This is a genomic window from uncultured Flavobacterium sp., from assembly GCF_963975005.1.
Taxonomy (GTDB): Bacteria; Bacteroidota; Bacteroidia; order Flavobacteriales; family Flavobacteriaceae; genus Flavobacterium.
Genome location: NZ_CAXBFR010000009.1, coordinates 21,297 through 44,009, shown reverse-complemented (window position 1 = coordinate 44,009; position 22,713 = coordinate 21,297). Strand labels below are relative to the sequence as shown.

At 29.5% G+C, this 22,713-nt stretch carries 24 protein-coding genes; 12 read left to right on the top strand and 12 right to left on the bottom strand.

The window, feature by feature from the left end; all coding sequences use genetic code 11:
• Together AACZ53_RS02290 and AACZ53_RS02285 are read right to left on the bottom strand one after the other, a co-directional pair.
• Nucleotides 1–981, bottom strand: a 981-nt coding sequence (locus tag AACZ53_RS02290; protein ID WP_339834302.1) for a PspC domain-containing protein, incomplete at its 3' end; no start/stop codon positions are given.
• A gap of 10 nt (nucleotides 982–991) precedes the next feature.
• Complete coding sequence (locus tag AACZ53_RS02285; protein ID WP_026718092.1) at nucleotides 992–1,315, bottom strand: PadR family transcriptional regulator; 324 nt, start codon at nucleotides 1,313–1,315, stop codon at nucleotides 992–994.
• 304 nt (nucleotides 1,316–1,619) lie between these two features.
• Here AACZ53_RS02285 and AACZ53_RS02280 point away from each other — a divergent pair, with 304 nt between their 5' ends.
• Complete coding sequence (locus AACZ53_RS02280; RefSeq protein WP_339834300.1) at nucleotides 1,620–2,078, top strand: DUF4442 domain-containing protein; 459 nt, start codon at nucleotides 1,620–1,622, stop codon at nucleotides 2,076–2,078.
• A gap of 193 nt (nucleotides 2,079–2,271) precedes the next feature.
• A complete protein-coding gene (locus AACZ53_RS02275) occupies nucleotides 2,272–3,177 on the top strand; it encodes a TIGR01777 family oxidoreductase (protein ID WP_339834299.1) in 906 nt (301 codons plus the stop codon).
• 41 nt (nucleotides 3,178–3,218) lie between these two features.
• Here AACZ53_RS02275 and AACZ53_RS02270 read toward each other — a convergent pair whose 3' ends face one another.
• The gene (locus tag AACZ53_RS02270) at nucleotides 3,219–3,854 is read right to left on the bottom strand and encodes a YceI family protein (RefSeq protein WP_339834297.1); all 636 of its coding nucleotides are present in this window, start codon (nucleotides 3,852–3,854) and stop codon (nucleotides 3,219–3,221) included.
• Between the two features lie 157 nt (nucleotides 3,855–4,011).
• Between AACZ53_RS02270 and AACZ53_RS02265 the strand changes: the two genes are divergently transcribed.
• From AACZ53_RS02265 to AACZ53_RS02230, 8 genes are all read left to right on the top strand, one after another.
• Nucleotides 4,012–4,569, top strand: a complete 558-nt coding sequence (locus AACZ53_RS02265) for a nucleotide exchange factor GrpE (RefSeq protein ID WP_026718096.1) — start codon at nucleotides 4,012–4,014, stop codon at nucleotides 4,567–4,569.
• 73 nt (nucleotides 4,570–4,642) lie between these two features.
• Entirely contained in the window at nucleotides 4,643–5,764 is a 1,122-nt protein-coding gene (gene dnaJ, locus AACZ53_RS02260; RefSeq protein WP_339834293.1) for a molecular chaperone DnaJ, read from the top strand.
• A gap of 160 nt (nucleotides 5,765–5,924) precedes the next feature.
• Nucleotides 5,925–6,845, top strand: coding sequence for an ATP-binding cassette domain-containing protein (locus AACZ53_RS02255; protein ID WP_339834292.1), 921 nt, complete (start codon nucleotides 5,925–5,927; stop codon nucleotides 6,843–6,845).
• Nucleotides 6,846–6,940: 95 nt separating this feature from the next.
• Nucleotides 6,941–8,239, top strand: coding sequence for an ABC transporter permease (locus tag AACZ53_RS02250; RefSeq protein WP_339834291.1), 1,299 nt, complete (start codon nucleotides 6,941–6,943; stop codon nucleotides 8,237–8,239).
• A gap of 3 nt (nucleotides 8,240–8,242) precedes the next feature.
• A complete protein-coding gene (locus AACZ53_RS02245; RefSeq protein WP_339834290.1) occupies nucleotides 8,243–9,067 on the top strand; it encodes a mechanosensitive ion channel domain-containing protein in 825 nt (274 codons plus the stop codon).
• A gap of 188 nt (nucleotides 9,068–9,255) precedes the next feature.
• Entirely contained in the window at nucleotides 9,256–10,419 is a 1,164-nt protein-coding gene (locus AACZ53_RS02240; RefSeq protein WP_339834288.1) for a sigma-54 dependent transcriptional regulator, read from the top strand.
• Between the two features lie 71 nt (nucleotides 10,420–10,490).
• The gene (locus tag AACZ53_RS02235; protein ID WP_339834287.1) at nucleotides 10,491–11,105 is read left to right on the top strand and encodes a DEAD/DEAH box helicase; all 615 of its coding nucleotides are present in this window, start codon (nucleotides 10,491–10,493) and stop codon (nucleotides 11,103–11,105) included.
• Nucleotides 11,106–11,159: 54 nt separating this feature from the next.
• A complete protein-coding gene (locus AACZ53_RS02230; RefSeq protein ID WP_026718103.1) occupies nucleotides 11,160–11,378 on the top strand; it encodes a DUF2007 domain-containing protein in 219 nt (72 codons plus the stop codon).
• 56 nt (nucleotides 11,379–11,434) lie between these two features.
• On the opposite strand, the gene AACZ53_RS02225 is transcribed toward AACZ53_RS02230, so the two are convergent.
• Nucleotides 11,435–12,049 carry a YceI family protein gene (locus AACZ53_RS02225; RefSeq protein ID WP_339834283.1) on the bottom strand — a complete coding sequence of 205 codons (615 nt, stop codon included), beginning with the start codon at nucleotides 12,047–12,049 and terminating at the stop codon, nucleotides 11,435–11,437.
• A 166-nt stretch (nucleotides 12,050–12,215) separates the two neighbouring features.
• Here AACZ53_RS02225 and AACZ53_RS02220 point away from each other — a divergent pair, with 166 nt between their 5' ends.
• Nucleotides 12,216–12,653, top strand: coding sequence for a hypothetical protein (locus AACZ53_RS02220; protein ID WP_339834282.1), 438 nt, complete (start codon nucleotides 12,216–12,218; stop codon nucleotides 12,651–12,653).
• A gap of 80 nt (nucleotides 12,654–12,733) precedes the next feature.
• Here AACZ53_RS02220 and AACZ53_RS02215 read toward each other — a convergent pair whose 3' ends face one another.
• The gene (locus tag AACZ53_RS02215) at nucleotides 12,734–13,474 is read right to left on the bottom strand and encodes a hypothetical protein (protein WP_339834281.1); all 741 of its coding nucleotides are present in this window, start codon (nucleotides 13,472–13,474) and stop codon (nucleotides 12,734–12,736) included.
• A 74-nt stretch (nucleotides 13,475–13,548) separates the two neighbouring features.
• Nucleotides 13,549–14,781, bottom strand: coding sequence for an MFS transporter (locus AACZ53_RS02210; RefSeq protein ID WP_339834280.1), 1,233 nt, complete (start codon nucleotides 14,779–14,781; stop codon nucleotides 13,549–13,551).
• Between the two features lie 248 nt (nucleotides 14,782–15,029).
• On the opposite strand from AACZ53_RS02210, the gene AACZ53_RS02205 reads away from it, so the two are divergent.
• Entirely contained in the window at nucleotides 15,030–16,664 is a 1,635-nt protein-coding gene (locus AACZ53_RS02205; RefSeq protein ID WP_339834277.1) for an ABC-F family ATP-binding cassette domain-containing protein, read from the top strand.
• A gap of 74 nt (nucleotides 16,665–16,738) precedes the next feature.
• Here the strand turns inward: AACZ53_RS02205 and AACZ53_RS02200 are convergent, their stop codons facing one another.
• From AACZ53_RS02200 to AACZ53_RS02175, 6 genes are all read right to left on the bottom strand, one after another.
• The gene (locus tag AACZ53_RS02200) at nucleotides 16,739–17,203 is read right to left on the bottom strand and encodes a hypothetical protein (RefSeq protein ID WP_339834275.1); all 465 of its coding nucleotides are present in this window, start codon (nucleotides 17,201–17,203) and stop codon (nucleotides 16,739–16,741) included.
• Between the two features lie 21 nt (nucleotides 17,204–17,224).
• Entirely contained in the window at nucleotides 17,225–17,692 is a 468-nt protein-coding gene (locus tag AACZ53_RS02195; RefSeq protein ID WP_339834274.1) for a heme-binding domain-containing protein, read from the bottom strand.
• A 79-nt stretch (nucleotides 17,693–17,771) separates the two neighbouring features.
• The gene (locus AACZ53_RS02190) at nucleotides 17,772–18,104 is read right to left on the bottom strand and encodes a hypothetical protein (protein WP_339834273.1); all 333 of its coding nucleotides are present in this window, start codon (nucleotides 18,102–18,104) and stop codon (nucleotides 17,772–17,774) included.
• Nucleotides 18,105–18,146: 42 nt separating this feature from the next.
• The gene (locus tag AACZ53_RS02185) at nucleotides 18,147–18,971 is read right to left on the bottom strand and encodes an RnfABCDGE type electron transport complex subunit D (RefSeq protein ID WP_339834271.1); all 825 of its coding nucleotides are present in this window, start codon (nucleotides 18,969–18,971) and stop codon (nucleotides 18,147–18,149) included.
• 4 nt (nucleotides 18,972–18,975) lie between these two features.
• Nucleotides 18,976–20,472 carry a DUF2330 domain-containing protein gene (locus tag AACZ53_RS02180; RefSeq protein WP_339834269.1) on the bottom strand — a complete coding sequence of 499 codons (1,497 nt, stop codon included), beginning with the start codon at nucleotides 20,470–20,472 and terminating at the stop codon, nucleotides 18,976–18,978.
• A gap of 19 nt (nucleotides 20,473–20,491) precedes the next feature.
• A complete protein-coding gene (locus AACZ53_RS02175; RefSeq protein ID WP_339834268.1) occupies nucleotides 20,492–22,696 on the bottom strand; it encodes a von Willebrand factor type A domain-containing protein in 2,205 nt (734 codons plus the stop codon).
• Nucleotides 22,697–22,713 lie beyond the last annotated feature (17 nt).

The window sequence follows — 22,713 nt, the reverse complement described above, 5'->3', positions numbered from 1 at the left end:
ACTATATTTAGCATAATTTCCAATTGATTTTACATTGGTTACCAATAATTTCATTCCTAAAATAAAGAAGAAAAAGGTTGGAATAGCAGCAGCAAAAAAGGAAAATATATACAATATACACATTGGAAAATCAGTATAATTACTTGCTCTCAAATATTCATTCCAAGGCATGCTTACATGGTCAAGAGTAGTTGAGAAGAACATAAAAATGGTACCGATAAGTAATCCAATTAAAGAAATTGAAGTTACTAAGACGATAAAACCTCCCAACAATTTACCAATAATTTTAAAGATAGTAGTAAAAACATCTTCTATAGTAGAACCTACTTTTTGAGAACCATTCCTTGCATTATGCATCATTTTTTCAGTATCAATGTCGCTTATTTTTGAAGTAATATCGTCAATGCCTTCCTTTACTTTTTTCTCGATATTAGTAATATTAATAGGCATTCCACGCATTTCTAGTTTTTGGGTTGTTGTTCTAGCCTCTGGAATAATTATCCATAAAATTATATAGATAAAAAAGCCTGTTCCAAAGAATACTAATAAAATTGCCATAACAATTCTTAACCAAATTGGATCTACACCTATATATTGGCTTATTCCAGATAAAACGCCACCAATTATTGAGTTGTCTTTGTCTCTATATAGTTTTTTTGTACCACCGTTATTGGTGTAATTATAAGTAGAACTATTATATGAGTTGTTTATTGGTTCGTCGTCAATTTTATAATCTTCCGGTTGTCCCATAATAACAATCATGTCATCAACTTCTTTAGAACTAATTACTTGTTTTTCATTTTTAATTTTTTCTTGAAAAAGTTCAGCAATTCTACTTTCGATGTCTTTAATAATTTCATCTCTACCTTCTGGAGAAAGCGAACGTTTCACGGCATCTAAATAGCGGGTTAGCTTGCTGTAAGCATCTTCGTCTATATGGAAAAAGAACCCTCCTAAATTTATACTTATTGTCTTGTTCATGATCTTAATTTTAGTTTGTTATGGTGTTCACAGCATCGGATAATTCTTTCCATGTACTGCCTAATTCGTTTAAAAATTCTTTTCCTTCATCTGTTAACCCATAATATTTTCTTGGTGGTCCAGATGTTGATTCTTCCCAACGATAAAGTAATAATCCATCGTTTTTTAGTCTTGTTAATAAAGGGTAAACTGTGCCTTCAACGACTAATAGCTTGGCTTCTTTTAATGTTTCTAAGATTTCAGAGGTATATGCATCTTTTACTTTTAATACTGAAAGAATGCAAAATTCTAAAACACCTTTTCTCATTTGAGCCTTTGTGTTTTCAATGTTCATAATTCACTTTTGTTTTTTTTAAGTTACTATTCATTTTTTGATTTATTCTGAACTCGTTTCAGAATCTGTTGAATTTTTAACTGATTTATTTCAGTATTTCAGAACTTTCTGATCGATTTTGAGTCCAATATTATTGATGATTGAAACTAATAAATTCCTTAACCTATTATTTTCTTATACAAATATATGTCTATTAGATGGTATTATGTTACGCATAGTACTAATAATTAACATTTATTTAACATTTAATCGTTAGTATGCGTGCATTGTATTTTTTTGTACATTAGCGAAAAATATACAACTCATGAGTATTTCTCCATTCAAATTGAACTTATATATGTTTTATAAATTGCCATCAGCTTTTTGGTGTGGCGTTAGAGCAAAATCAATTTCTGACGAAGTTTGTCAATCAACAGTTAAACACAGATGGTTTAATCAAAACCCTTTTAATTCTATGTATTTTGCTGTTCAAGCAATGGCTGCAGAATTTACAACAGGTGTTTTAGTTATGTATCAAGTTAAAGAAAGTGGTAAAAATATTTCGATGTTAGTTGCAAATAACAAATCAACTTTTACCAAAAAAGCAAAAGGAAGAATTACATTTGAGTGCAATCAAGGTGCTTCAATTAAAGATATAATTCAAAAAGCCATAGAAACAAATGAAGGGCAAACCATTTGGTTAACTTCAATTGGTAGAGATGAAAAAGGAGATCAAGTATCAGAAATGCAATTTGAATGGAGTGTAAAGGTTAAATCTCAATAGTTAAATTCCAAATAGGATTTTCAATTGCAGTTCGGCTTTAGCCAATGGTTAATAATAAATTTAACAAATGACTTTAGCCAAAATATTAAAATTCTGAAAATGTAACAATCCAAAAAAAGAAACATCTGTTAAGAGTAGTTAAATACCTATTGATTTGATTATTTCTTCCGTAACTTTGAATAAAAAGAAAAAGATGAAAGTATTAATAACAGGTGCAACCGGAATGATAGGGCAAGAATTGGTGAAAGTTTTGCACGAAAACAATGTTAAAGTAAATTACCTATCAACCTCAAATGATAAATTAGTTACAAAAGAAAATTATAAGGGTTTTTATTGGAACCCAACAACGAATGAAATAGACATCAATGCTTTTGATGGAGTTTCAGTGATTTATCATTTAGCTGGAGCAACAGTTGCCAAAAGATGGACGTCTTCTTACAAAAAGGAAATTCTTGACAGTAGAACGATTCCCACAAGGTTGCTATTTTCGACTTTAGAAAAGAATCCTAATAAAGTTACTCAAATTATTTCTGCATCTGCAATAGGAATTTATCCTAATAGTTTAGGAGCTATTTATAATGAGGAGAATACTGGAGTCGATGATTCCTTTTTAGGAGAAGTAGTACAAAAATGGGAAAATGAAGTTGATGCTTTTAAAAAACTAACTATTTTAGTGACAAAAATTAGAATTGGAATTGTGCTTTCTAACAAGGGCGGAGCATTACCGCAAATGGTTACACCAATTAAATATGGAGTAGGAGCAGCTTTTGGTTCAGGAAAACAATATCAATCTTGGATACACGTTGAAGATTTAGTGAATATTTTTTATTATACTCAAGTTAGTGAATTAGATGGCATTTATAATGCTGTTGCACCACATCCAGTTACAAATTCATCTATGACTAAAGAAATTGCAAAAGTTTTAAAAAGACCTTTATGGTTGCCTAATATTCCAAAATTTGTAATGAAAATGATGTTGGGAGAAATGTATATTTTAGTTTTTTCAAGTCAAAGCGTGAGTGCCTTAAAGATTTTAAATCAAGGCTATCAGTTTAAATACGCTACACTAGAGAAAGCCTTAACTAATTTATTGAAATAAAAAAAAACACTCAATTTGAGTGCTTTTAGTTGAATTAATATTTATTTTTTTTCTTTCAAATCAAGTTGAAGTGAAATATCATCATCAATAAATTTATCACCTAAATCATCAAAAATAGATTTTGAACCATAATTAACACCCCAAAGTGTTCGGTTAATTTTAAATTCTGGCGAAGTCATTGTAACAACATCATCAACTTTAGTTAATGAAACTGGGAATTTTACTTTGTTGATTTTGTTTTTGATTGTTAAATTTCCTTCAAGCATGTCAATCCCATTTTCATTTGTAAAGTTTAAAACTTCAAAAGATGCTTCAGGATATTTTGCTACATTAAAAAAATGATCTTCAACATCATCTCTGTTGCCTTTTAAATGGCCTTCTAATTTAGCTTTATCTTCTCCTTCTAAATCGTTTACAGAGATAGTGTTCATGTTAATTACAAATTTTCCTTCAATAATTTTTCCATCATCAACACTAAATTCACCGAATTTAATTTTGATTGTTCCCGAATGTTTTCCTGTTTGTTTTGATCCAACCCAAGCAATCGAAGAAGTTGAGTCAACTTCAAACTTCCCTTTAATACTTTGGTCAATGGTAGTTGATACAACCGTTTCTTTTTCTTCTTTACAACTAATAAAGAATAATAGTCCTAATCCTAATAGTGTTAATTTTTTCATATACTTAATTTAGGTTTAAAATGTTAATTACTTCAAATATAATAAATTATTAATAAATATTAAAAATTTCAGTTTAAGTCTTAATATTTTGTTTTGTGACAATTTGACATTAAATAAGAAATGGCAATACATTTGCTATATTACAACAAAAGCAAAAATGTTTAAAAAAATATTCAAAAATATGAATCAAGAAAGTGCTGAAAACATTGAGAAAGATGAAGTAAACGCAGAAACTCTTTCAGAAAATCAAGAAGAACAACAGCCTGAGTTATCGATTGAAGAACAATTACAGGAAGATTTGGCAAAGGAAAAAGATAAATTTTTACGTCTTTTTGCCGAATATGACAATTTTAAAAAGCGTACAGCTAAAGAACGTATCGATTTATTCAAATCAGCTAACCAAGAAGTTTTACAGTCTATGTTACCTGTATTAGACGATTTTGATAGAGCTATGATTGAAATTACAAAATCTGAAGATGAAACTTTAATAAAAGGAGTAGAATTAATACACGAAAAATTAAAATCTACATTGGTTTCTAAAGGATTAGAAATCGTTGAATTAAAAGCGGGTGATGTCTTTGATGCAGATTTTGCAGAAGCAATTACACAAATACCTTCTCCTAATATGAAAGGTAAAATTGTAGATGTAATCGAAAAAGGATATAAGTTAGGAGATAAAATTATTCGTTTTCCTAAAGTAGTAATTGGTCAATAATAGTAATCCAAATCTATTCCAGATGTCAATTTTTATTGGAGTATGGAGTTTTTTATTGGAATTTATATAAAATATGAAAAAAGATTTTTACGAAATATTAGGTGTTAGCAAATCTGCAACTCCAGAAGAAATAAAAAAAGCTTACCGAAAAAAAGCAATTCAATACCATCCCGATAAGAATCCAGGTGATGCTCAAGCGGAAGAGAATTTTAAAACAGCTGCGGAAGCTTATGAAGTTCTTGGTGATGCTGACAAAAGAGCACGTTATGACAGAATGGGTCACGCTGCTTTTGATGGCGCTGGTGGATTTGGAGGAGGAAGTCAACATATGAACATGGATGACATCTTTAGCCAATTTGGAGATATCTTTGGAAGTGCCTTTGGAGGTGGTTTCGGTGGCGGATTTAATGGAGGTGGTCAACGTAGAGTAAAAGGAAGTAACCTTAGAATAAAAGTAAAATTAACACTTGAAGAAATAGCTAATGGTGTTGAGAAAAAAGTAAAAGTAAAGCGTAAAGTACAAGCTCCTGGTGCTACTTTTAGAACTTGTTCTACTTGTAATGGTCAAGGACAAGTTATGCGTGTTTCTAATACTATTTTAGGAAGAATGCAAACAGCTTCAACTTGTCCAACTTGTCAAGGTTCAGGACAAATTTTAGACAAAAAACCAGAAGGTGCTGATGCGTTTGGTATGTTGGTTGACGAAGATACTGTTTCAATCAAAATTCCAGCTGGAGTAGTAGATGGAATGCAATTAAAAGTTTCAGGAAAAGGAAATGAAGCACCAGGAGGTAATAGTATTCCGGGTGATTTAATTGTAGCCATTGAAGAAATTGAGCATGAATTTTTAAAACGTGAAGGTGAAAATCTTCATTATGACTTATACATAAGTTTTCCAGAAGCTGCTTTAGGAATTTCAAAAGAAATCGATACAGTTTCAGGAAAAGTTAGAATTAAATTAGATGAAGGAATTCAATCGGGTAAAATATTAAGATTAAAAGGAAAGGGAATTCCGAGTATTAATTCATATGGAAATGGAGATTTACTTGTTCATGTTAATGTTTGGACACCAAAAACATTAAACAAAGAACAAAAGAATTTCTTTGAAAATATGATATCAGACGAAAACTTTATTCCCAAACCTGAAAAATCAGATAAATCTTTTTTTGAAAAAGTTAAAGATATGTTTTCGTAATTAAATTTATTTAATTACATTTGAAAATCACTTTTTTAGGAAAGTGAATTTTTCTTTTTCATAGCAATTTTTCCCATCTTAAAGTTTATTCATTAAGGTGGGTTTTTTTTTTGTAACAAAAACTAAGTATTACTACTAATACAATAAATCTCTTTTTTAAATGAATTCTATCTTAGAAGTTAAAAATGTAAATAAGCAATTTGGTGATTATAAAGCACTAAATAATGTTAGTTTTACTATTCCAGAAGGAAGTATTTATGGTTTACTTGGCCCAAATGGAGCAGGAAAAACGACTTTAATTCGAATCATCAATCAAATTACTATGCCAGATTCTGGAGAGGTTTATTTGGATGGAAAAAAATTAAGACCTTCAGATATACAACATATTGGCTATATGCCAGAAGAACGTGGTTTATACAAAACCATGAAAGTAGGAGAACAGTGTTTATATTTAGCTCAGTTAAAAGGACTTTCTAAAGAAGATGCAAATAAACAACTCAAATATTGGTTCGAAAAATTAGAAATAGAAGGTTGGTGGAACAAAAAAATACAAGAGCTTTCAAAAGGAATGGCTCAAAAAATTCAGTTTGTTGTTACCGTACTTCATAAACCAAAATTATTAATATTAGACGAACCTTTTTCTGGATTCGATCCAGTAAACGCTAATTTAATAAAGGACGAAATTATTGAATTAAACAAACAAGGTACTTCTATCATCTTTTCAACACACAGGATGGAAAGTGTTGAAGAAATGTGTGATTACATTGCTTTAATTCATAAATCAAATAAACTTATTGAAGGTAAGTTAGTTGATGTTAAAAAAGAATTCAGAACCAATACTTTTGAAGTTGGAATAATTTCTCCAAACGTAGAAGGTTTAATGTATGATTTAACACAGAAATTCAAAGTAGGTCAAACAAATTTCAAATCGTTGAATGATGATATTAAATTAGATATTCAATTAGGAGAACATCATTCCAATGAGTTGTTGAGTATTTTAACCAAAAACGGTCAAGTAACTCATTTTTTAGAGAAAATTCCAAGTGTAAACGATATATTCATTCAAACTGTAAGTAAATAAGAAAGTTTGCAGTTTTCTGAATGCAGATTTTATATATAACAATCATTGCCGTTTGACTTTAGCCAAAGGTAAATAAAAAAAGCAACTATAAAATAATGAGCACATTATCCCTAATTATAAAAAGAGAATTTATTGCCAAAGTTCGAAACAAATCCTTTATAGTAATGACATTTTTAAGTCCATTATTATTTGTAGGAATTGGTGTTTTTGTTGGTTTTTTAGCTTCAATGGATAAAGATGAAGCCACACAAATTGCTATTCATGATGAAACTGGATTGTTCAAAAATGAATTCAAAAATGATAAAAACACGCATTATATTGATATTTCGTTTATGTCCTTTCAAACGGCAAAAGACACAGCGAGTAACAATTATGACGGTTTGTTATATATTCCAAAAGTAGATTCTATTCAGCAATTGGCTAAAAATGTAGAATTCATTTCAGAAGACAGCCCAAGTATAGATTTTATTACAGATGTTGAGCATATTGTAGATTCTACATTAACATCAGATAAATTAAAAATATTAGGTTTTGATGCCAAAAAAATTGAAGAAGCAACAGTGAATTCTGATTTAAAACTTTCAAAATTTTCTGGAGAAGAAACCGTAAAAGGAATTAATGAAATTAAACTAATTATTGGTGGAGCTTTTGGTTATCTGATCATGATGTTCATTGTTATTTACGGAAATTTTGTAATGCGAAGCGTAATTGAAGAAAAGACAAACCGAATTATAGAAATTATTATTTCATCAGTAAAACCATTTCAATTAATGATGGGAAAAATAATAGGTAACTCATTAGCTGGAATTCTTCAATTTGCAATTTGGGCTATAGTGGGTGGAATCTTGTTTTTTGTACTCTCTTATGTTTTAGGCATGCAAGTAGGAGCATCATCAACCGATGTGGCAGCAAATGCAGAAGTTTCTGGTTTTGCAGCGAAAATCCCCTTGTATATTAATGAATTAAAGAGTTTGCCAATTGCAACTTTATTAATCAGTTTTATAATTTATTTTATTGGAGGCTATTTTCTTTACAGTTCCTTTTATGCAGCTATTGGAGCTGCAGTTGATTCTGAAACTGATTCACAACAGTTTTTGTTGCCAATAATTTTGCCATTGATATTAGGTGTTTATATTGGATTTTTTACAGTTCTAAATGATCCACACGGAACAATTGCAACTGTGTTTTCTATATTTCCATTGACTTCACCAATTGTTATGTTAATGCGAATACCTTTTGGTGTGCCTTTGTGGCAATTGATACTTTCCATAGTTGTTTTGTTTGCAACCTTTATATTTGTTGTTTGGTTTGCTGCAAAAATATATAGAGTTGGGATACTTATGTATGGAAAAAAACCAACTTGGAAAGAATTATACAAATGGTTAAAATACTAGAATATGGAAGAATTAATGGATATATTAAACTATAAATTAATTGATACTAAAAATTTAGATTTCACCTTACTAAACTTTTTATTTTTAATCGGTACTTTGTTTTTTACAAGTATAATTCTAAGATTAATTAGAAAACTTGTAACTCGAAAATTACCAGAAGTAGATAAAAACAAGTTTATTAGTGTATTTCAATTTATAAAATATCTTGTTTATGTTTTTGCTATCATGTTTACACTAGATATTTCTGGGGTAGATATGAAAATATTTTTAACAGCTTCGGCAGCATTATTTGTAGGACTTGGATTTGCGCTTCAAACCTTTTTCTTAGATATTATTTCTGGCGTTTTGATGATTTTAGACCAATCTCTTCATGTTGGAGATATTATAGAAGTGGATGGAAAAGTAGGTGTTGTAAAAGAAATTCGTTTGAGAACAACTCGAATGGTTACCCGAAACGATAGAGTTATGGTTATTCCAAACAATAAATTCATGACCGATATTTTGTTCAACTGGACACAGAATACAACCACAAATAGAGAACAGGTAAAAGTTGGAGTAGCTTATGGGAGCGATGTAAATCTAGTAAAACAAGTTTTAGAAAACTGTGCAAAAAACACAGAAGGAGTTGTGGAAGAAGATAAAATCTTAGTGCTTTTTGAAGACTTTGCCGATTCATCGCTTAATTTTTCGCTATATTTTTATGTTAATGACGGAATGAAAAGTCCAAAAATTCAAAGTGATATTCGTTTCAAAATCGATGCAGCTTTTAGACAAAATAATATCGCAATTCCTTTTCCACAAAGAGATATTCATATTATAAATAAATAAAATTTTTAGAAACAGCAGGTTTGGGCTTTATCTAGTCATGTAATTCTTGCTGTCCATTCTATTTTTTTATCTCGTTTTAAAACGAGATAAAAAAGATGCCATTCCCATCAGGGTTAGATAGCCATTTGTCTTTATTTTTTACTAACTTTGCTCATAATTTTTTGTGAATAACATTTATCCTAAACTTGATGCCAAAAATACTAATTATTGAAGACGAAGCAACGATTCGCAGAGTGCTAACAAAAATTCTTTCAGAAGAAAACGATAGTTATATAGTAGAAGAAGCAGAAGATGGATTAAAAGGAATCGAAAAGATAAAAAATGAGGACTATGATTTGGTTTTGTGCGACATTAAAATGCCAAGAATGGATGGTGTTGAAGTCTTAGAAGCTGTAAAAAAAATCAAGCCTGAAATTCCAATGGTTATGATTTCAGGTCACGGAGATTTAGAAACAGCTGTAAATACAATGCGTTTAGGCGCTTTTGATTACATTTCAAAACCACCAGATTTAAACAGATTGTTAAATACAGTTCGTAACGCTTTAGATAAAAAACAACTAGTAGTTGAAAATAAAAACTTAAAGAAAAAAGTCAGTAAGAACTATCAAATGATAGGTAATAGCGACGAAATTAATCATATTAGAACTATGATTGATAAAGTTGCTCCAACAGACGCAAGAGTCTTAATTACAGGGCCGAACGGAACAGGAAAAGAATTAGTAGCTCATCAATTACACGAAAAAAGTGATCGTTCAGCAGCAGCTATTATCGAAGTAAATTGTGCAGCAATTCCAAGTGAATTAATAGAAAGTGAATTATTTGGTCATGTAAAAGGAGCTTTTACATCAGCTGTAAAAGACAGAGCAGGAAAATTTGAAGCTGCTCACAAAGGAACCATTTTTTTAGATGAAATTGGCGATATGAGTTTGCCGGCTCAAGCAAAAGTCCTAAGAGCCTTACAAGAGAATTTAATACAAAGAGTAGGAGCAGATAAAGATATTAAAGTAGATGTTAGAGTTATTGCTGCTACTAATAAAGATTTGAAAAAAGAAATAGCAGAAGGTCGCTTCAGAGAAGATTTATACCATCGTTTAGCTGTAATCTTAATTAATGTTCCATCATTAAACGAAAGAAGAAACGATATTCCGGAATTAATTGAACATTTTACTAATAAAATAGCAGAAGAACAAGGTAATTTGGTTAAAAGTTTTTCAAAACAAGCTATCAAACTATTACAAGAATACGATTGGACTGGAAATATTCGTGAACTTCGTAATGTAGTAGAAAGGTTGATAATTTTAGGAGGAGCAGAGATTTCTGAAAATGATGTAAAAATGTTCGCAAGTAAATAATTTTGAGTAATTAGTAAAAAGTGATTAGTAACCAGCTAATTACTATTTGCCAATCACGAATCACTAAAATAATGAAATTAAAAAAAATAAATCAAGGACTTCAGAACGGATTAATTCGAAACGGATTAACAGAAGCCAATGAATTACAACAAGAAACATTTTCTACTATAAAAAGTGGAGCAGATGTAGTTATCCAATCTAAAAAAGGTTCAGGAAAAACGACTACTATTGTTTTAAATGTAATTCAAAAATTAAATGAGCCTAAAGAACAATCTCCTAGAGCTTTAGTTTTTGTTGATGACAAGCCTCAAGTTTTAGAAATGGTAGAATTGTTCAAACAATTAGGAAAAGATAATGAAGTAAGAGTTTATGGAGTTCATGATAAAACGGATTTAGACGAAGACAAAAATCAAATTTCAGACGGAATTGACGTATTAGTCGGAACAGCAAATAAATTAAATTTCATGTTTTCTTCAGCAGGTTTCAATGTAAATCGCTTAAAAGTAATGATAGTTGACGATGCAGATAATTTGTTTAGAAATAGAATGGATTCTCCTATATTAAGAATGTCTGATAGTATGCCAAGAATTCAAAAAATATTCTTTTGTAATCAAATAACAGAAAGAGTAGAAGCTTTAGCAGAAAGAATAATGATTGAACCTATGTTCATAGAATTTGACGAATAATTTTTGTATATTTATTGTACTATTTGAACAAACGATTACTTAATATAAAATAAAATGGCACTAGTAAAAATATTTTCAGGAAGCGAAATCATTGCAATGGCTTTGGACGCAAAATTACAAGAAAAAGAAATTACCACTTTAGTTAAAAATAATTTGCAATCAGCAAGAGTAGCTGGTTTTGGTAATACCGATTTAGCAGTTGAAATTTTCATCAATGAAGCAGACAGAGAAAAAGCTGATCCTATCATCGATGACTTTAAAATGAATTTATAATACATAAAAAAACCACTTTTCTAAATGAAAAGTGGTTTTTTTATTAGAATAATAAATTATTGAAACAAAACTTCTCCCATAATATCTACGGTTTCCCAAGTTTTACTTACTCCATCAGGACCTTTGTGTAAGTCATAACAAACTTTATTGATTGCAGCTAAAGCTTTTTCACCACCGAAATCATTCAAATTTAAAGTAGTTTTCATACTTAATAAATTGTTTTCAAAAGTGTATTCTAATGGAATTTGCTTAGTAACATCATTCATAGAAAGCGTCATAAACAATTGATTATCTCTAAAGTTTAAAATTCCAGATAATAATTCAGTGTTTTTTAAAGTTCCAAAAAAGAATGTTTTTAATTTAGAATCTCTATCAGGATTATTTGTAAACAAACTGCTTACTGGTATAGAAAACGCAACACCTTCTAATACTTGTTCTGGAGAATTACCTGTTTTTACATCTTTCAATTCAATTTGAGTAAAACTTCCACCAACTGCAACTTTGTCTGTTGTTTTAAAAGCAGTCCATTTTACTTTTGTAGAATCATTTACAATAGTCAAACCTTTAACTTCTTCTTTAGTTTCGGTTGGAGTTTCTGTTTTTTCTTCTTTTTTACAACTTGTAAAAGTCACAAAAGCTAATCCTAAGATTAATACACTTAATTTTTTCATTTTATGTTGAATTTTTGTTCTGAAATTAGTTTCAGAATACATTATTATTAGTTTATTTATTCAAAGGTAACAAGATTATTAAATTGAATCTAAAGACAAGTGTTAATTATTGATTAAAAATAAAAATTATATTGTATATTTATAAGTTGATATAAACTATGCTTATATGAAAAAATTAATTACTTCAATTTTGTGTGTCTTATTTTTAGTGTCTTGCTCAAAAGATAATGATGGTATTCAATCAAATACTAGTGCAGAATCTAATACTAGTGCTTTAATTTCATTAATAGGAAATTGGAAGGCTATTGAACAAAGAGAACTTGTACTGTCTTCAGATATTGATAATTGGGGAAATTGGTTTCCAGTGTATTCTTGGTCAAATTTAATTATTTTAAATGAAACTGATTGCAGAACAGAATCCTCAATTTCAAATTTAACAGGTACATACATTTACGATGAATTAAATCAAAAATTAACTTTAAATATACCAGAAGCAGATTTTCCAACTAGGGTTTGCAATATAATTTCACTTAATGAAACTAATTTAATTTTACAATCAGCATATTTAGATTCTTATTTTCAAGTTAAATATGTAAAAGAGTAAATAAAATAGAAAGTTTATTTAAAGAAAAATAAAAAAGGCAACCAGAATTTGATTGCCTTTTATTTTGAAATTATTTGAAATTATAATTTTGCTTCAGATTTTTTTACAATTTTTTCAATTCTTTTATCTAAATCACCCATTAATTCAGTTAATGCACTTTCACACATTGGTAAAATCTTTTCTGGTTTCATAACAGGTATACCTTTAACCATTACACCTGTTTTTTTAGAATTTTCACCCTCTCTAAAAGCAAATACTTTTTCTCCTTTTTTGTTATATAAGGCAATCCTAGTAGTTGCTCTCATTTTTATTGACATTGTTTTACCAATACCAAATCCTTTTTGAAAGCTAAAGTCAATATATACAAACATTACACCGTCTGCATCATTTTCAAACATTTTCGCAACAGCTACTTCATTTGATTTTCCTAAAATACCTTCATAAAGATATTTGTAACCAGGAAACATTAAATAATCTAAAGCGTCATAAGTAGTATTACCTGAACCTTCATTATATGCTTGATAAGCTTTATTTTCAGTAACTACATTTTCGGGTAATAATTCAAAAGGAAAACTTTTAGAATATTCATTAAAGAAATTTGTATGATATGTTTCTAAGAGTGGTGCTAAATTAAAGTTTGGATCATTTCTTAAATCTAATAATTCTTTTATCATTTCTCCAGCTGGAATTTCTAAAGCAGAATAATCGACCATTTTATTTGCATAAAAAGTTACAACGGCTACTTTCTTTTTTTGAGCTGTAATAGTTTGAGCTATAGAAAATAGCATTACAACACAAATAATTGATTTTAATAATTTCATTTTTTGTTTTTTTATTTGGCTGTAAATGTAGACTTTTTTTTAAATAAAAAAACATGATGGTAAAAATATAAAAATCACGTTTTATTGATAAAAAGTTTTTTTCTAAAAGTTACAATAGAAATAAATATTCCAAAAATTCCAATGGTTGCAAAAGAATATCTAAGACTAGTAATTTGAGCTATGTAACCAATTATTGGAGGACCAATTAAGAAACCTAAAAAGCTAATGCTAGAAATAATAGTCAAGGCTTTTTCAGTTGCAACAGTAGTAAGTTTTCCAGCTCTATTAAATACAATCGGGACTACGTTTGAAACTCCAAAACCAACCAACATAAATGCAATTGTACAAGGAATTAGATATGGGAAAATAACAGCGACATACAATCCAAAAGTGATTGTTATTCCACTAGCGATGATTATTTTTTGGGAGCCATATTTTTGTACTAGCACATCGCTCAAAAATCTTCCTGAAGCCATAGTAATCATAAAACAAGTATATCCCAAAGCTACTAAGGTCGCAGGAGCTTTTACAATTTCTTTAAAGTAAACACCACTCCAATCAAACATAATTCCTTCACTTGCCATACAGCAGAAACTAATTATTCCTAACCAAATTAAAATTCTATCTGGAAATTGAAAAACAGATTTTTTTACTTTTTCTTTCACTTTTACAATCTTGGTTTGAACCAAATATTTTGAATTCCATAGAACTAAAATCCCTACAAATACAAAAGCAATAATAAAATGAATTAATGGTGAAAGGCCTAAATATATCATTAACAAAGAAACTAAAGCTCCAAAAAAACCAGCCAAACTCCAAGAACCGTGAAAGAATCCCATAACAGGTCTTTCATATAATTGTTGGGTTACAACTCCTTGTGTGTTACTTGCAATGTTGCAAAAATTACCAAAAATACCAAATAAAAATAAGCCTAAAGCCAAATGCCAACTTGTAGTTGCCAATCCTAAAAAAGTTAAGAATAACGCATAAATTAGTGTACCATATATTGTAATAGTACGACTTCCATAACGAGAAACTACTTTACTTGAAAATGGCATAGCAACTAATTGGCCAATCGGTAAAAAGAATAAAATCGTTCCTAAATCAGCTTCGCTAAGATGTAAAGTGTTTTTTAAATCTGGAATTCGACTAGCCCAAGTAGCAAAACAGAACCCTTTTCCAAAGAAAAATAAAGCCATAGCCATTTTAATTCGAAACAAATAATCACTCTTTAATTTTTTAAAAGATTTTTTGATTTTTGCTTTTGGTAAAATTTTTGAAAGGAAACTATAGTCAATTAATGGCATAGATAGGTTTTTGGAAATGCAAAATTAGGATATTTATTAATTACAAATTAGTAATAAACTTCAAATCTGTAAACAATTATTTATTTCTCAATAATTTAAGAATCAAATTATAAACCTGCTTTTTTAAAGCATTATTTTTAGTTTTTTACAACTTGCCGAATACGTTATTTAAGCTATATTTGCACCTTCAAAATTTCAGCGTTTTTTAGTCTTATAACTTCTAAATTCTGACTTCTAATTTTTTTAAAATGATTACAGTAAACGACGTAGCAGTAGAATTTGGTGGAACAGTACTTTTTAGTGATGTAACTTTTGCCATAAATGAAACAGATAAAATTGCCTTAATGGGTAAAAATGGAGCAGGGAAATCTACATTATTAAAGATTGTTGCTGGTCAAGACAAACCATCGCGTGGAAATATTTCGGCTCCAAAAGAAGCTGTTATAGCTTATTTGCCACAACATTTATTGTCAAATGACGATTGCACCGTTATGGAAGAAACTTCAAAAGCATTTGCAGATGTTTTGGATATGAAGAAAGAAATTGACGAAATTAATGAGCAATTAACGATTCGTACAGATTATGAAAGTGATGCGTACATGAAATTAATCGAGAGAGTTTCTGAACTTTCAGAGAAATTTTATGCCATTGATGAAGTGAATTATGAAGCTGAAGTAGAAAAAGTTTTAAAAGGTTTAGGTTTTGAACGTGAAGACTTTAGTCGTTTAACATCTGAATTTTCTGGTGGTTGGAGAATGCGAATTGAATTGGCAAAAATCTTATTAAAGAATCCTGATTTAATTTTATTAGATGAACCAACAAATCACTTGGATATGGATAGTATTCAGTGGTTAGAAGACTTTTTAATCAATCAAGCGAAAGCTGTAATGGTAATTTCTCATGATAGAGCGTTTGTAGATAACATAACAAACAGAACGATTGAAGTTACGATGGGAAGAATTTATGACTACAAAGCCAAATATTCTCATTATTTAGAATTAAGAAAAGACAGACGAGTTCATCAACAAAAAGCGTATGATGAACAACAAAAATTCATAGCTGATAATCAAGCGTTTATTGATCGTTTTAGAGGAACTTTCTCCAAAACAGAATCGGTTCAATCGCGAGTTAAGATGTTGGAAAAAATTGTTCCAATTGAAGTGGACGAAGTTGATAATTCAGCTTTGAAATTGAAATTTCCACCTTCAGTTCGTTCAGGACAATATCCAGTTGTGGTTAAGGATTTGCATAAAAGTTATGGTGAGCATGTGATTTTCAAAGATGCTAATATCGTTATTGAAAGAGGTGAGAAGGTAGCTTTCGTAGGAAAAAATGGTGAAGGAAAGTCAACAATGATCAAAGCCATTATGAAAGAAATCGAAATTAATTCGGGTAGTGTTGAAATTGGTCACAATGCTCAAATTGGTTACTTCGCTCAAAATCAAGCATCCTTATTAGACGAAAGTGCTACCATTTTTGAGGTTATTGATAGAATTGCTGTTGGTGATGTTCGTACACAAATTAAAAACATATTAGGAGCTTTCATGTTTCAAGGAGATGATATTCACAAAAAAGTCAAAGTGCTTTCTGGTGGAGAAAAAACACGTTTAGCAATGATTAAATTATTGTTGGAACCTGTTAATTTATTGATTCTGGATGAACCTTCAAATCACTTAGACATGAAAACTAAAGACATTATTAAAGATGCTTTACGAGATTTTGATGGAACATTAATCTTAGTTTCTCACGATAGAGATTTCTTAGATGGTTTAGCTACAAAAGTTTTTGAATTTGGTAACAAACGTGTAAAGGAACATTTCGAAGACTTAAAAGGATTCTTAGAGCACAAGAAAATGGATTCTTTGAAGGAAATTGAGAAGTAGTGATCAGTTTTTAGTTGGCAGTTGTCATGCTGAACTTTATTCATCATCTTAAATCATAATTTGATAAAATTATGTTATAAAACGTTTTTTATTTTTCTGTACAATCTTTTATTACATTTTATTATAATTACACCACATACACCACCAGAACCGAAATACATTACATTTTCTGGATTTTCTAAAATTTTCATTGATTTTATATTATTTAGATTTATTTTTCTCATAACCTTAAGTAATTTAGGGCTTTGAAGTAAATCTATGTCAAAGTATTCATCTTTAAAATTTATTACGAATAAGACTTTACAAATACGCTTTTCAGGATTTCTAGGATTGTCTAATATGATACTTTTTTTATAATTGTAATAAAGAGTGTCAGAATAAATTTTATTTTTTATTTCGCTAATTCTTTCGGAATCTGACTCTAAAGCTCTGTATTTATTTAACCATATTTCACTTTCAATTTGTTTAGGATAAGGTTTTTTGCTTTGCTGACTAAAAACACTCAAAGAAATTAATAAAAATGTAATAATTATTTTCACGTCTAGTTTTTTAATGTTTTATCACTCTTTGATTGTAACTCCACTATTTATCTTCTTCTGAATCTCTTTAAAATAACTCACAAGTTCAGTTTGTTGTGTTTCCGATAAAACAGCTTCTTTATGAATGATTGTATAACTTGAAAGAGGCATTTCTCCTTTTTCAATTAATTCATAACATTCTTCCAATTTGTGCGCTTGTTTTTTTGGGGTGTAAGTTCCAAATTCAGAAAAATTCAGGTGTTCTTTTCCTTCTTCAATATGGTCTTTTAAATACCAACCAATAGGCTGAATATTGGAATACCAAGGATAAACACTTTTATTGGAATGGCAATCATAGCAAGCTGCTTTCATAATTGAAGCAATTTCTGTCGGAGGATTATGGATAGTCAAAAAATCTTGATTGATATCCGTTTCAGGATTTGTTTTATCAATTTGGAAAAACTGTAAGACAACTAAAACAACTAAAAGAGCAATAAGAATTTTTTTCATGACTTTGACTTTATATATTGAATTAAAAGTACAACTTTTTTAACCAAATTTAGAATCAAATTTCAATTTTAAATGCATCTTAAGATTTCTTCCATCTTTCATAACCCAAAATTCCTTTTCGAATTTCTTTTTGCCAATTGATACCAAATTCTTTATTTAGTTGGTCAAACACTTGTGCATTTAGATTCTCATATTTCTCTATGTTGGAAGGAGCTAAACAACCAAAATCATGGAATTGAATGCTATATTTTTTAGCAAAAGCTATATCTTCTTTAGTAATTATAGAAGCAAATCCACCAATTACATAAATAATTGGAGTTTCTGTTGTTCTTAAATCGACTTTAATTACTTCTTGAGCAGATGCATTTATCCCTATAAAAAGTATAAGAAAGGTGTAAATTATATTTTTCATAATTATTTATTTTAAACTGAATACTTAAAAACAGACATTTTTTTACCAACTATATTTTTTGTTTTTCCAAATTTTATCAAATACAATAGTTAAAGGTGAAATGAATATCAAAACCCAAACTGGTGCTGCGTAAAAATGATTAAAAGTCGTTAAATAGAAAGCAATTATAGCTAAAATTAAAGCAAATACAATTCTTCCTTTTTTGTTATTTGGTGTTGTCATTGGATCCGTTATCATAAAAAAAGTGAATAACATTAAAGTTCCGTTGGTCATTTGATGAGTCCAAAAATCTATGGGCCAACCCAAATATAAGATGTTTCTAATGAATAACAAACCTCCAAAAGTTGCTATAAAAGTTAAGGCAATATCAATTCGTGCTACTTTTTTAATTACCAAAAAACCAAGTGAACCGATGATAAATAAATAGATAATATTACTTCCCCATTGTCCTGGAGAAATCCATGCATGATGTGTTAATAAAATAGTTCCAACAACACCAATATTAGCTGGATTGAAAACGTGCTTTCCGTTGTATTTGATTAAAAATTTAGATCCTATCGATATAAAAGTAGCCAATAAAACCCATTCCAAAGCATCAACTTTTAGCAATAAAGATAATCCTAAAGAAGTAATCAAGGCACTTTTCCATAACGCATAATTTTTAGTAGTAAAGTGCATAAACAACAATTGAAAGAATAAAGAAGAAGTTATAGTTAATCCAATTTGAAATAAATATTCTTTTGGAAAATCGTTGGCAAACAAAACTAGAACCAAGAAGCTTCCCAAAAATAAAATTTGAAAATATCGAGCATCACTAAGTAATGATAATTTATTATTTCTAGGAAGTTCTATGGCTTTAGTATTCATAATTTTAGAATAAGAAGTTTTTTACAACAGCTAGTTTTGGTAAAAGTGTTTTTCTCTTGTAAATTAAGAAAGAGAGCAATGCAAAACCTGTTAGTAATAACAAACTTGGAAGTGTTTTATTAGGTTTGTTTCCTTTTGAAAAGAAAAATAATCCTCCTTTTTTAGTTTCACTTTTAGCTGTTTTATAGCCTAATTTTGATCTGATTTCGTTGGTGTAATCATCATACGAATCTGTATCCCAATTGGTTAAATTAGCTAAGGTTTCTAACTCATTTTCTCTACGGTTTAAAACGTCATTGTAATATCTTCTTCCTTCTGAACAAGCTTTCATATCAACATTTACACTATGTTGCATGATATATCTACCTTGAAAAGACTGTTGATCCATAGTTTCTTGAAATTGTAAATCCATTGGAAAATTAGCTCTGTCATAACGCACATGTAAACGTGTAAAGAATAAATTGCCTTCATAATCGCTACCTTGATAACCTTGTGGTGTTCTATAATTAGCAAAGAAAACTCCTGCATCTTTCAATTCAGCATAACTTGGTGGAGTAGTGGAACAAGGATCACATTTTTGATAATTATAGGAACTTATATTCCAAGCATATTCAGTAAAAACTGCATTTTTTCCATACTTTTTATATTGTTTTGAAAACATATCTTGATAAAATTCTTGAAATTTTGGACGCATAAAAGTTGGAATGTTCTTATCCGTTGGTATTTTTACGGTTCTGTAATTGGTACTTTCTACTCTTCCGTTTTTGGTAAAAGCATAGATGATTAAGTCTTGGGCTCCATTTGCATTTGCCATTCCTAAACGAATAGGTAACATGAATTTTTCGCTTTCAAATGAAATTTGAATTGGACTCAACTCTTTTCGACCTAATTTTTTCATTTCTGCTAAATTGACTTTCACTACAAAAAAATTCATTTTCGATTTGATATATGGTTCCAAAACTTCTTCCGCTTTAGCTGGAATTTTATAATTATTTTGAATTAACCAAGTTTTTAAACCTGAAGATTCTTTAGCTGATAAGATTAAAATATCATATTCCCCAACCGTGTATTTTGCTTCAATAATTACACCTAATTCTTTTTCTTTTTTACGTTCAGCTACACTTGAATTAAATGCTACACTTTTTGTAACAACCATTTCATCATACATAATTCTTGGCTCACAGGGATGTTCATCATAATATTCTACTAATCTTGGTTCTGAATATTTATTTAGCTTGTTAAAAATGTCTTTTTTTACAACTTTAATGTCATTTTCTTTTAACACTGTTGGAACTGGAATTACTATGGCAAAATCTTTCACATCACCTTTGAAGTCACTGTTCATCGTTATGGTATTTTTATTTCCATCACGTACTAAAATTACTTCAGAGGCTTGATTGAAAATTTTGGCATCACCAGTGGAAACATAAAACCCACAGAACGATTGTAGTAATGGTAGCATTGTGAATACTATCAAAATAAGGATTACTTTCTTTTTCATAATTTTATCTTTTTTAAATTTAATTTATAGTATTTGTTGCTTCAACTAAGCGAATGAATTCAGCTTTATAACCTTCAGAATCAATTGATTTTCCTTGAAGTGCTAAGGTTTTAATATCTTTTGAAGCTTTGTTGTTTATCAATTTTGAATCTCTCAATTTTAATCCAAACCAAGCAACTGCAGCACTAAATTTGAAGTCTTCAGTTGCATTTTGCAATGAATTATTTGTGTTTTTAATAACTTCAACCATTTCAATACTCTTTTTGCCATCTAGTTTTTTATAGCGAAATTTTACTGTTGCTAATTCATCTGAATAATTGGTTGCAGCCTTACTTATTTCAGAATATTTTAATTCAGGAATTTCATTTGTAAAGGAACTTTCAATTCCTGTTGGGATAATTTCATATAAAGCAGTCACTGTATGTCCACTTCCTAATTCTCCTGCATCAATAGCATCATTTTTAAAATCTTCTGTCCGTAATTTTCTGTTTTCGTAACCAATTAAACGATAATTTTGAACGTGTTTTGGGTTGAATTCAATTTGTATTTTAACATCTTTTGCAATGGCATACATACTTCCTTTGAATTCCTTTCCAAGAAAACGATTTGCTTCTTGAATGTTGTCTATATAAGCATAGTTTCCGTTTCCTTTGTCAGCTAAAATTTCCATTTTACTGTCTTTGTAATTTCCCATTCCGTAGCCTAAACAAGTCAAGAATACTCCAGTTTCACGTTTTTCTTCAATTAAAGTTTCCATGTCTTTGTTAGAAGTTGATCCTACATTAAAATCTCCATCAGTGGCTAAAATGACTCTATTATTTCCGCCTTTTATAAAGTTTTCGGCTGCAATTTTATAGGCTAATTCTATTCCAGCTCCTCCAGCAGTACTTCCACCAGCATTTAAGTTATCAAGAGATTTGATTATAACTTCTTTTTCATTTCCAGTAGTAGTTGGTAAAACTAATCCAGCTGCACCTGCATAAACGACAATGGCTACTTTATCATTTTCTCTTAATTGATTTACCAATACTTTCATAGATTCTTTTAAAAGAGGTAATTTATTTTGATCGCTCATTGATCCTGAAACATCAATTAAAAAAACAAAATTTGAATTTGGTAAATTATCGCTAGTAATTTCTTGTCCTTGTAAACCTATTTTAATCAATTTGTGTTTTTCATTCCAAGGACAATCGTTATATTCTGTGTGAATTGCAAATGGATGGTTATCGGTTGGTTTTGAATAATTATATTTGAAAAAATTAACCATTTCTTCAACTCTTACAGCATCTTTTGGAACAACTTGTCCTTGATTAATAAATCTTCTAATATTTGTATAAGACGCATTATCAACATCTATAGAAAAAGTTGAAAGAGGTTCATTAGCAGGATTTGAAAATGGATTTTCAACAAATAATTCATAATCTTCATTCTCAGGTTCAATTAATGGAATTGGTTGGTTGTTCTTTTTAATTTGATCTAGTAATTTTTTCTTTTCTTTTTTTGACAAACCGTTTTTTGTAACCACCATAATTACTCCATTAACACCATTTTCACCATATAATGCAGCACCTTGAGCACCTTTAATTACGTTCATTACCTCAATTTCTTTAGGATCCATATTTTGTAATGTTTCGACTGTCGAAATTTTATTATCAATAACAACAAGAGCCTCATTAGTTCCCGTAATTGAGCGATTACCTCTTAAAACAATTGAGTTATTTTGATTTACACCATTATTTGTTGTGGTTATTTTAAGACCTTGTACTTTCCCAGAAAGTGACTTTATAGTCTTAGGGTTTGCTCTTTGGTTTATTTCATAACTCTTAACACTTTGATATGATGAAGTAGTTGCATCAGCTTTTCTAGCTTTACCAACAATTCCAGTAAGTACAACTTCCTCACCAACATATCCATTTTCAAGAACTACATCAATGACTTTTTGTTTTCCGACTTTTACAGTTTTTTTCTTTTTTCCTGTGAAAGTAAATTCTATCTCATCTTGTTCACTTGCTTCAATAGAGTATTCTCCATTAAAATCGGTTGTTGTTCCTCTTGGTGTACCTTTAACAACTACAGATGCACCAGGTAGTGTTCCTAATTCATCACTTACAGTTCCAGTAATAACAATGTAGTTTTCATGATTTTTTTCATGATTTATAGTTTTAAAATTTAGGAAAAGTATAAGCATAGCAATCCCTGATGAAATATGTATTAGATTTTTCATAATATAATGTATTAGTT

Bases quoted from the DNA above. Each gene is read 5' to 3' on its own strand.
- AACZ53_RS02185 (WP_339834271.1), bottom strand. From the start codon at position 18,971: ATGAATACTAAAGCCATAGAACTTCCTAGAAATAATAAATTATCATTA.
- AACZ53_RS02175 (WP_339834268.1), bottom strand. From the start codon at position 22,696: ATGAAAAATCTAATACATATTTCATCAGGGATTGCTATGCTTATACTT.
- AACZ53_RS02240 (WP_339834288.1), top strand. From the start codon at position 9,256: ATGCCAAAAATACTAATTATTGAAGACGAAGCAACGATTCGCAGAGTG.
- AACZ53_RS02190 (WP_339834273.1), bottom strand. From the start codon at position 18,104: ATGAAAAATATAATTTACACCTTTCTTATACTTTTTATAGGGATAAAT.
- AACZ53_RS02195 (WP_339834274.1), bottom strand. From the start codon at position 17,692: ATGAAAAAAATTCTTATTGCTCTTTTAGTTGTTTTAGTTGTCTTACAG.
- AACZ53_RS02270 (WP_339834297.1), bottom strand. From the start codon at position 3,854: ATGAAAAAATTAACACTATTAGGATTAGGACTATTATTCTTTATTAGT.
- AACZ53_RS02220 (WP_339834282.1), top strand. From the start codon at position 12,216: ATGAAAAAATTAATTACTTCAATTTTGTGTGTCTTATTTTTAGTGTCT.
- AACZ53_RS02225 (WP_339834283.1), bottom strand. From the start codon at position 12,049: ATGAAAAAATTAAGTGTATTAATCTTAGGATTAGCTTTTGTGACTTTT.
- AACZ53_RS02255 (WP_339834292.1), top strand. From the start codon at position 5,925: ATGAATTCTATCTTAGAAGTTAAAAATGTAAATAAGCAATTTGGTGAT.
- dnaJ (WP_339834293.1), top strand. From the start codon at position 4,643: ATGAAAAAAGATTTTTACGAAATATTAGGTGTTAGCAAATCTGCAACT.
- AACZ53_RS02265 (WP_026718096.1), top strand. From the start codon at position 4,012: ATGTTTAAAAAAATATTCAAAAATATGAATCAAGAAAGTGCTGAAAAC.
- AACZ53_RS02285 (WP_026718092.1), bottom strand. From the start codon at position 1,315: ATGAACATTGAAAACACAAAGGCTCAAATGAGAAAAGGTGTTTTAGAA.
- AACZ53_RS02275 (WP_339834299.1), top strand. From the start codon at position 2,272: ATGAAAGTATTAATAACAGGTGCAACCGGAATGATAGGGCAAGAATTG.
- AACZ53_RS02180 (WP_339834269.1), bottom strand. From the start codon at position 20,472: ATGAAAAAGAAAGTAATCCTTATTTTGATAGTATTCACAATGCTACCA.
- AACZ53_RS02250 (WP_339834291.1), top strand. From the start codon at position 6,941: ATGAGCACATTATCCCTAATTATAAAAAGAGAATTTATTGCCAAAGTT.
- AACZ53_RS02280 (WP_339834300.1), top strand. From the start codon at position 1,620: ATGAGTATTTCTCCATTCAAATTGAACTTATATATGTTTTATAAATTG.
- AACZ53_RS02245 (WP_339834290.1), top strand. From the start codon at position 8,243: ATGGAAGAATTAATGGATATATTAAACTATAAATTAATTGATACTAAA.
- AACZ53_RS02215 (WP_339834281.1), bottom strand. From the start codon at position 13,474: ATGAAATTATTAAAATCAATTATTTGTGTTGTAATGCTATTTTCTATA.
- AACZ53_RS02235 (WP_339834287.1), top strand. From the start codon at position 10,491: ATGAAATTAAAAAAAATAAATCAAGGACTTCAGAACGGATTAATTCGA.
- AACZ53_RS02210 (WP_339834280.1), bottom strand. From the start codon at position 14,781: ATGCCATTAATTGACTATAGTTTCCTTTCAAAAATTTTACCAAAAGCA.
- AACZ53_RS02205 (WP_339834277.1), top strand. From the start codon at position 15,030: ATGATTACAGTAAACGACGTAGCAGTAGAATTTGGTGGAACAGTACTT.
- AACZ53_RS02230 (WP_026718103.1), top strand. From the start codon at position 11,160: ATGGCACTAGTAAAAATATTTTCAGGAAGCGAAATCATTGCAATGGCT.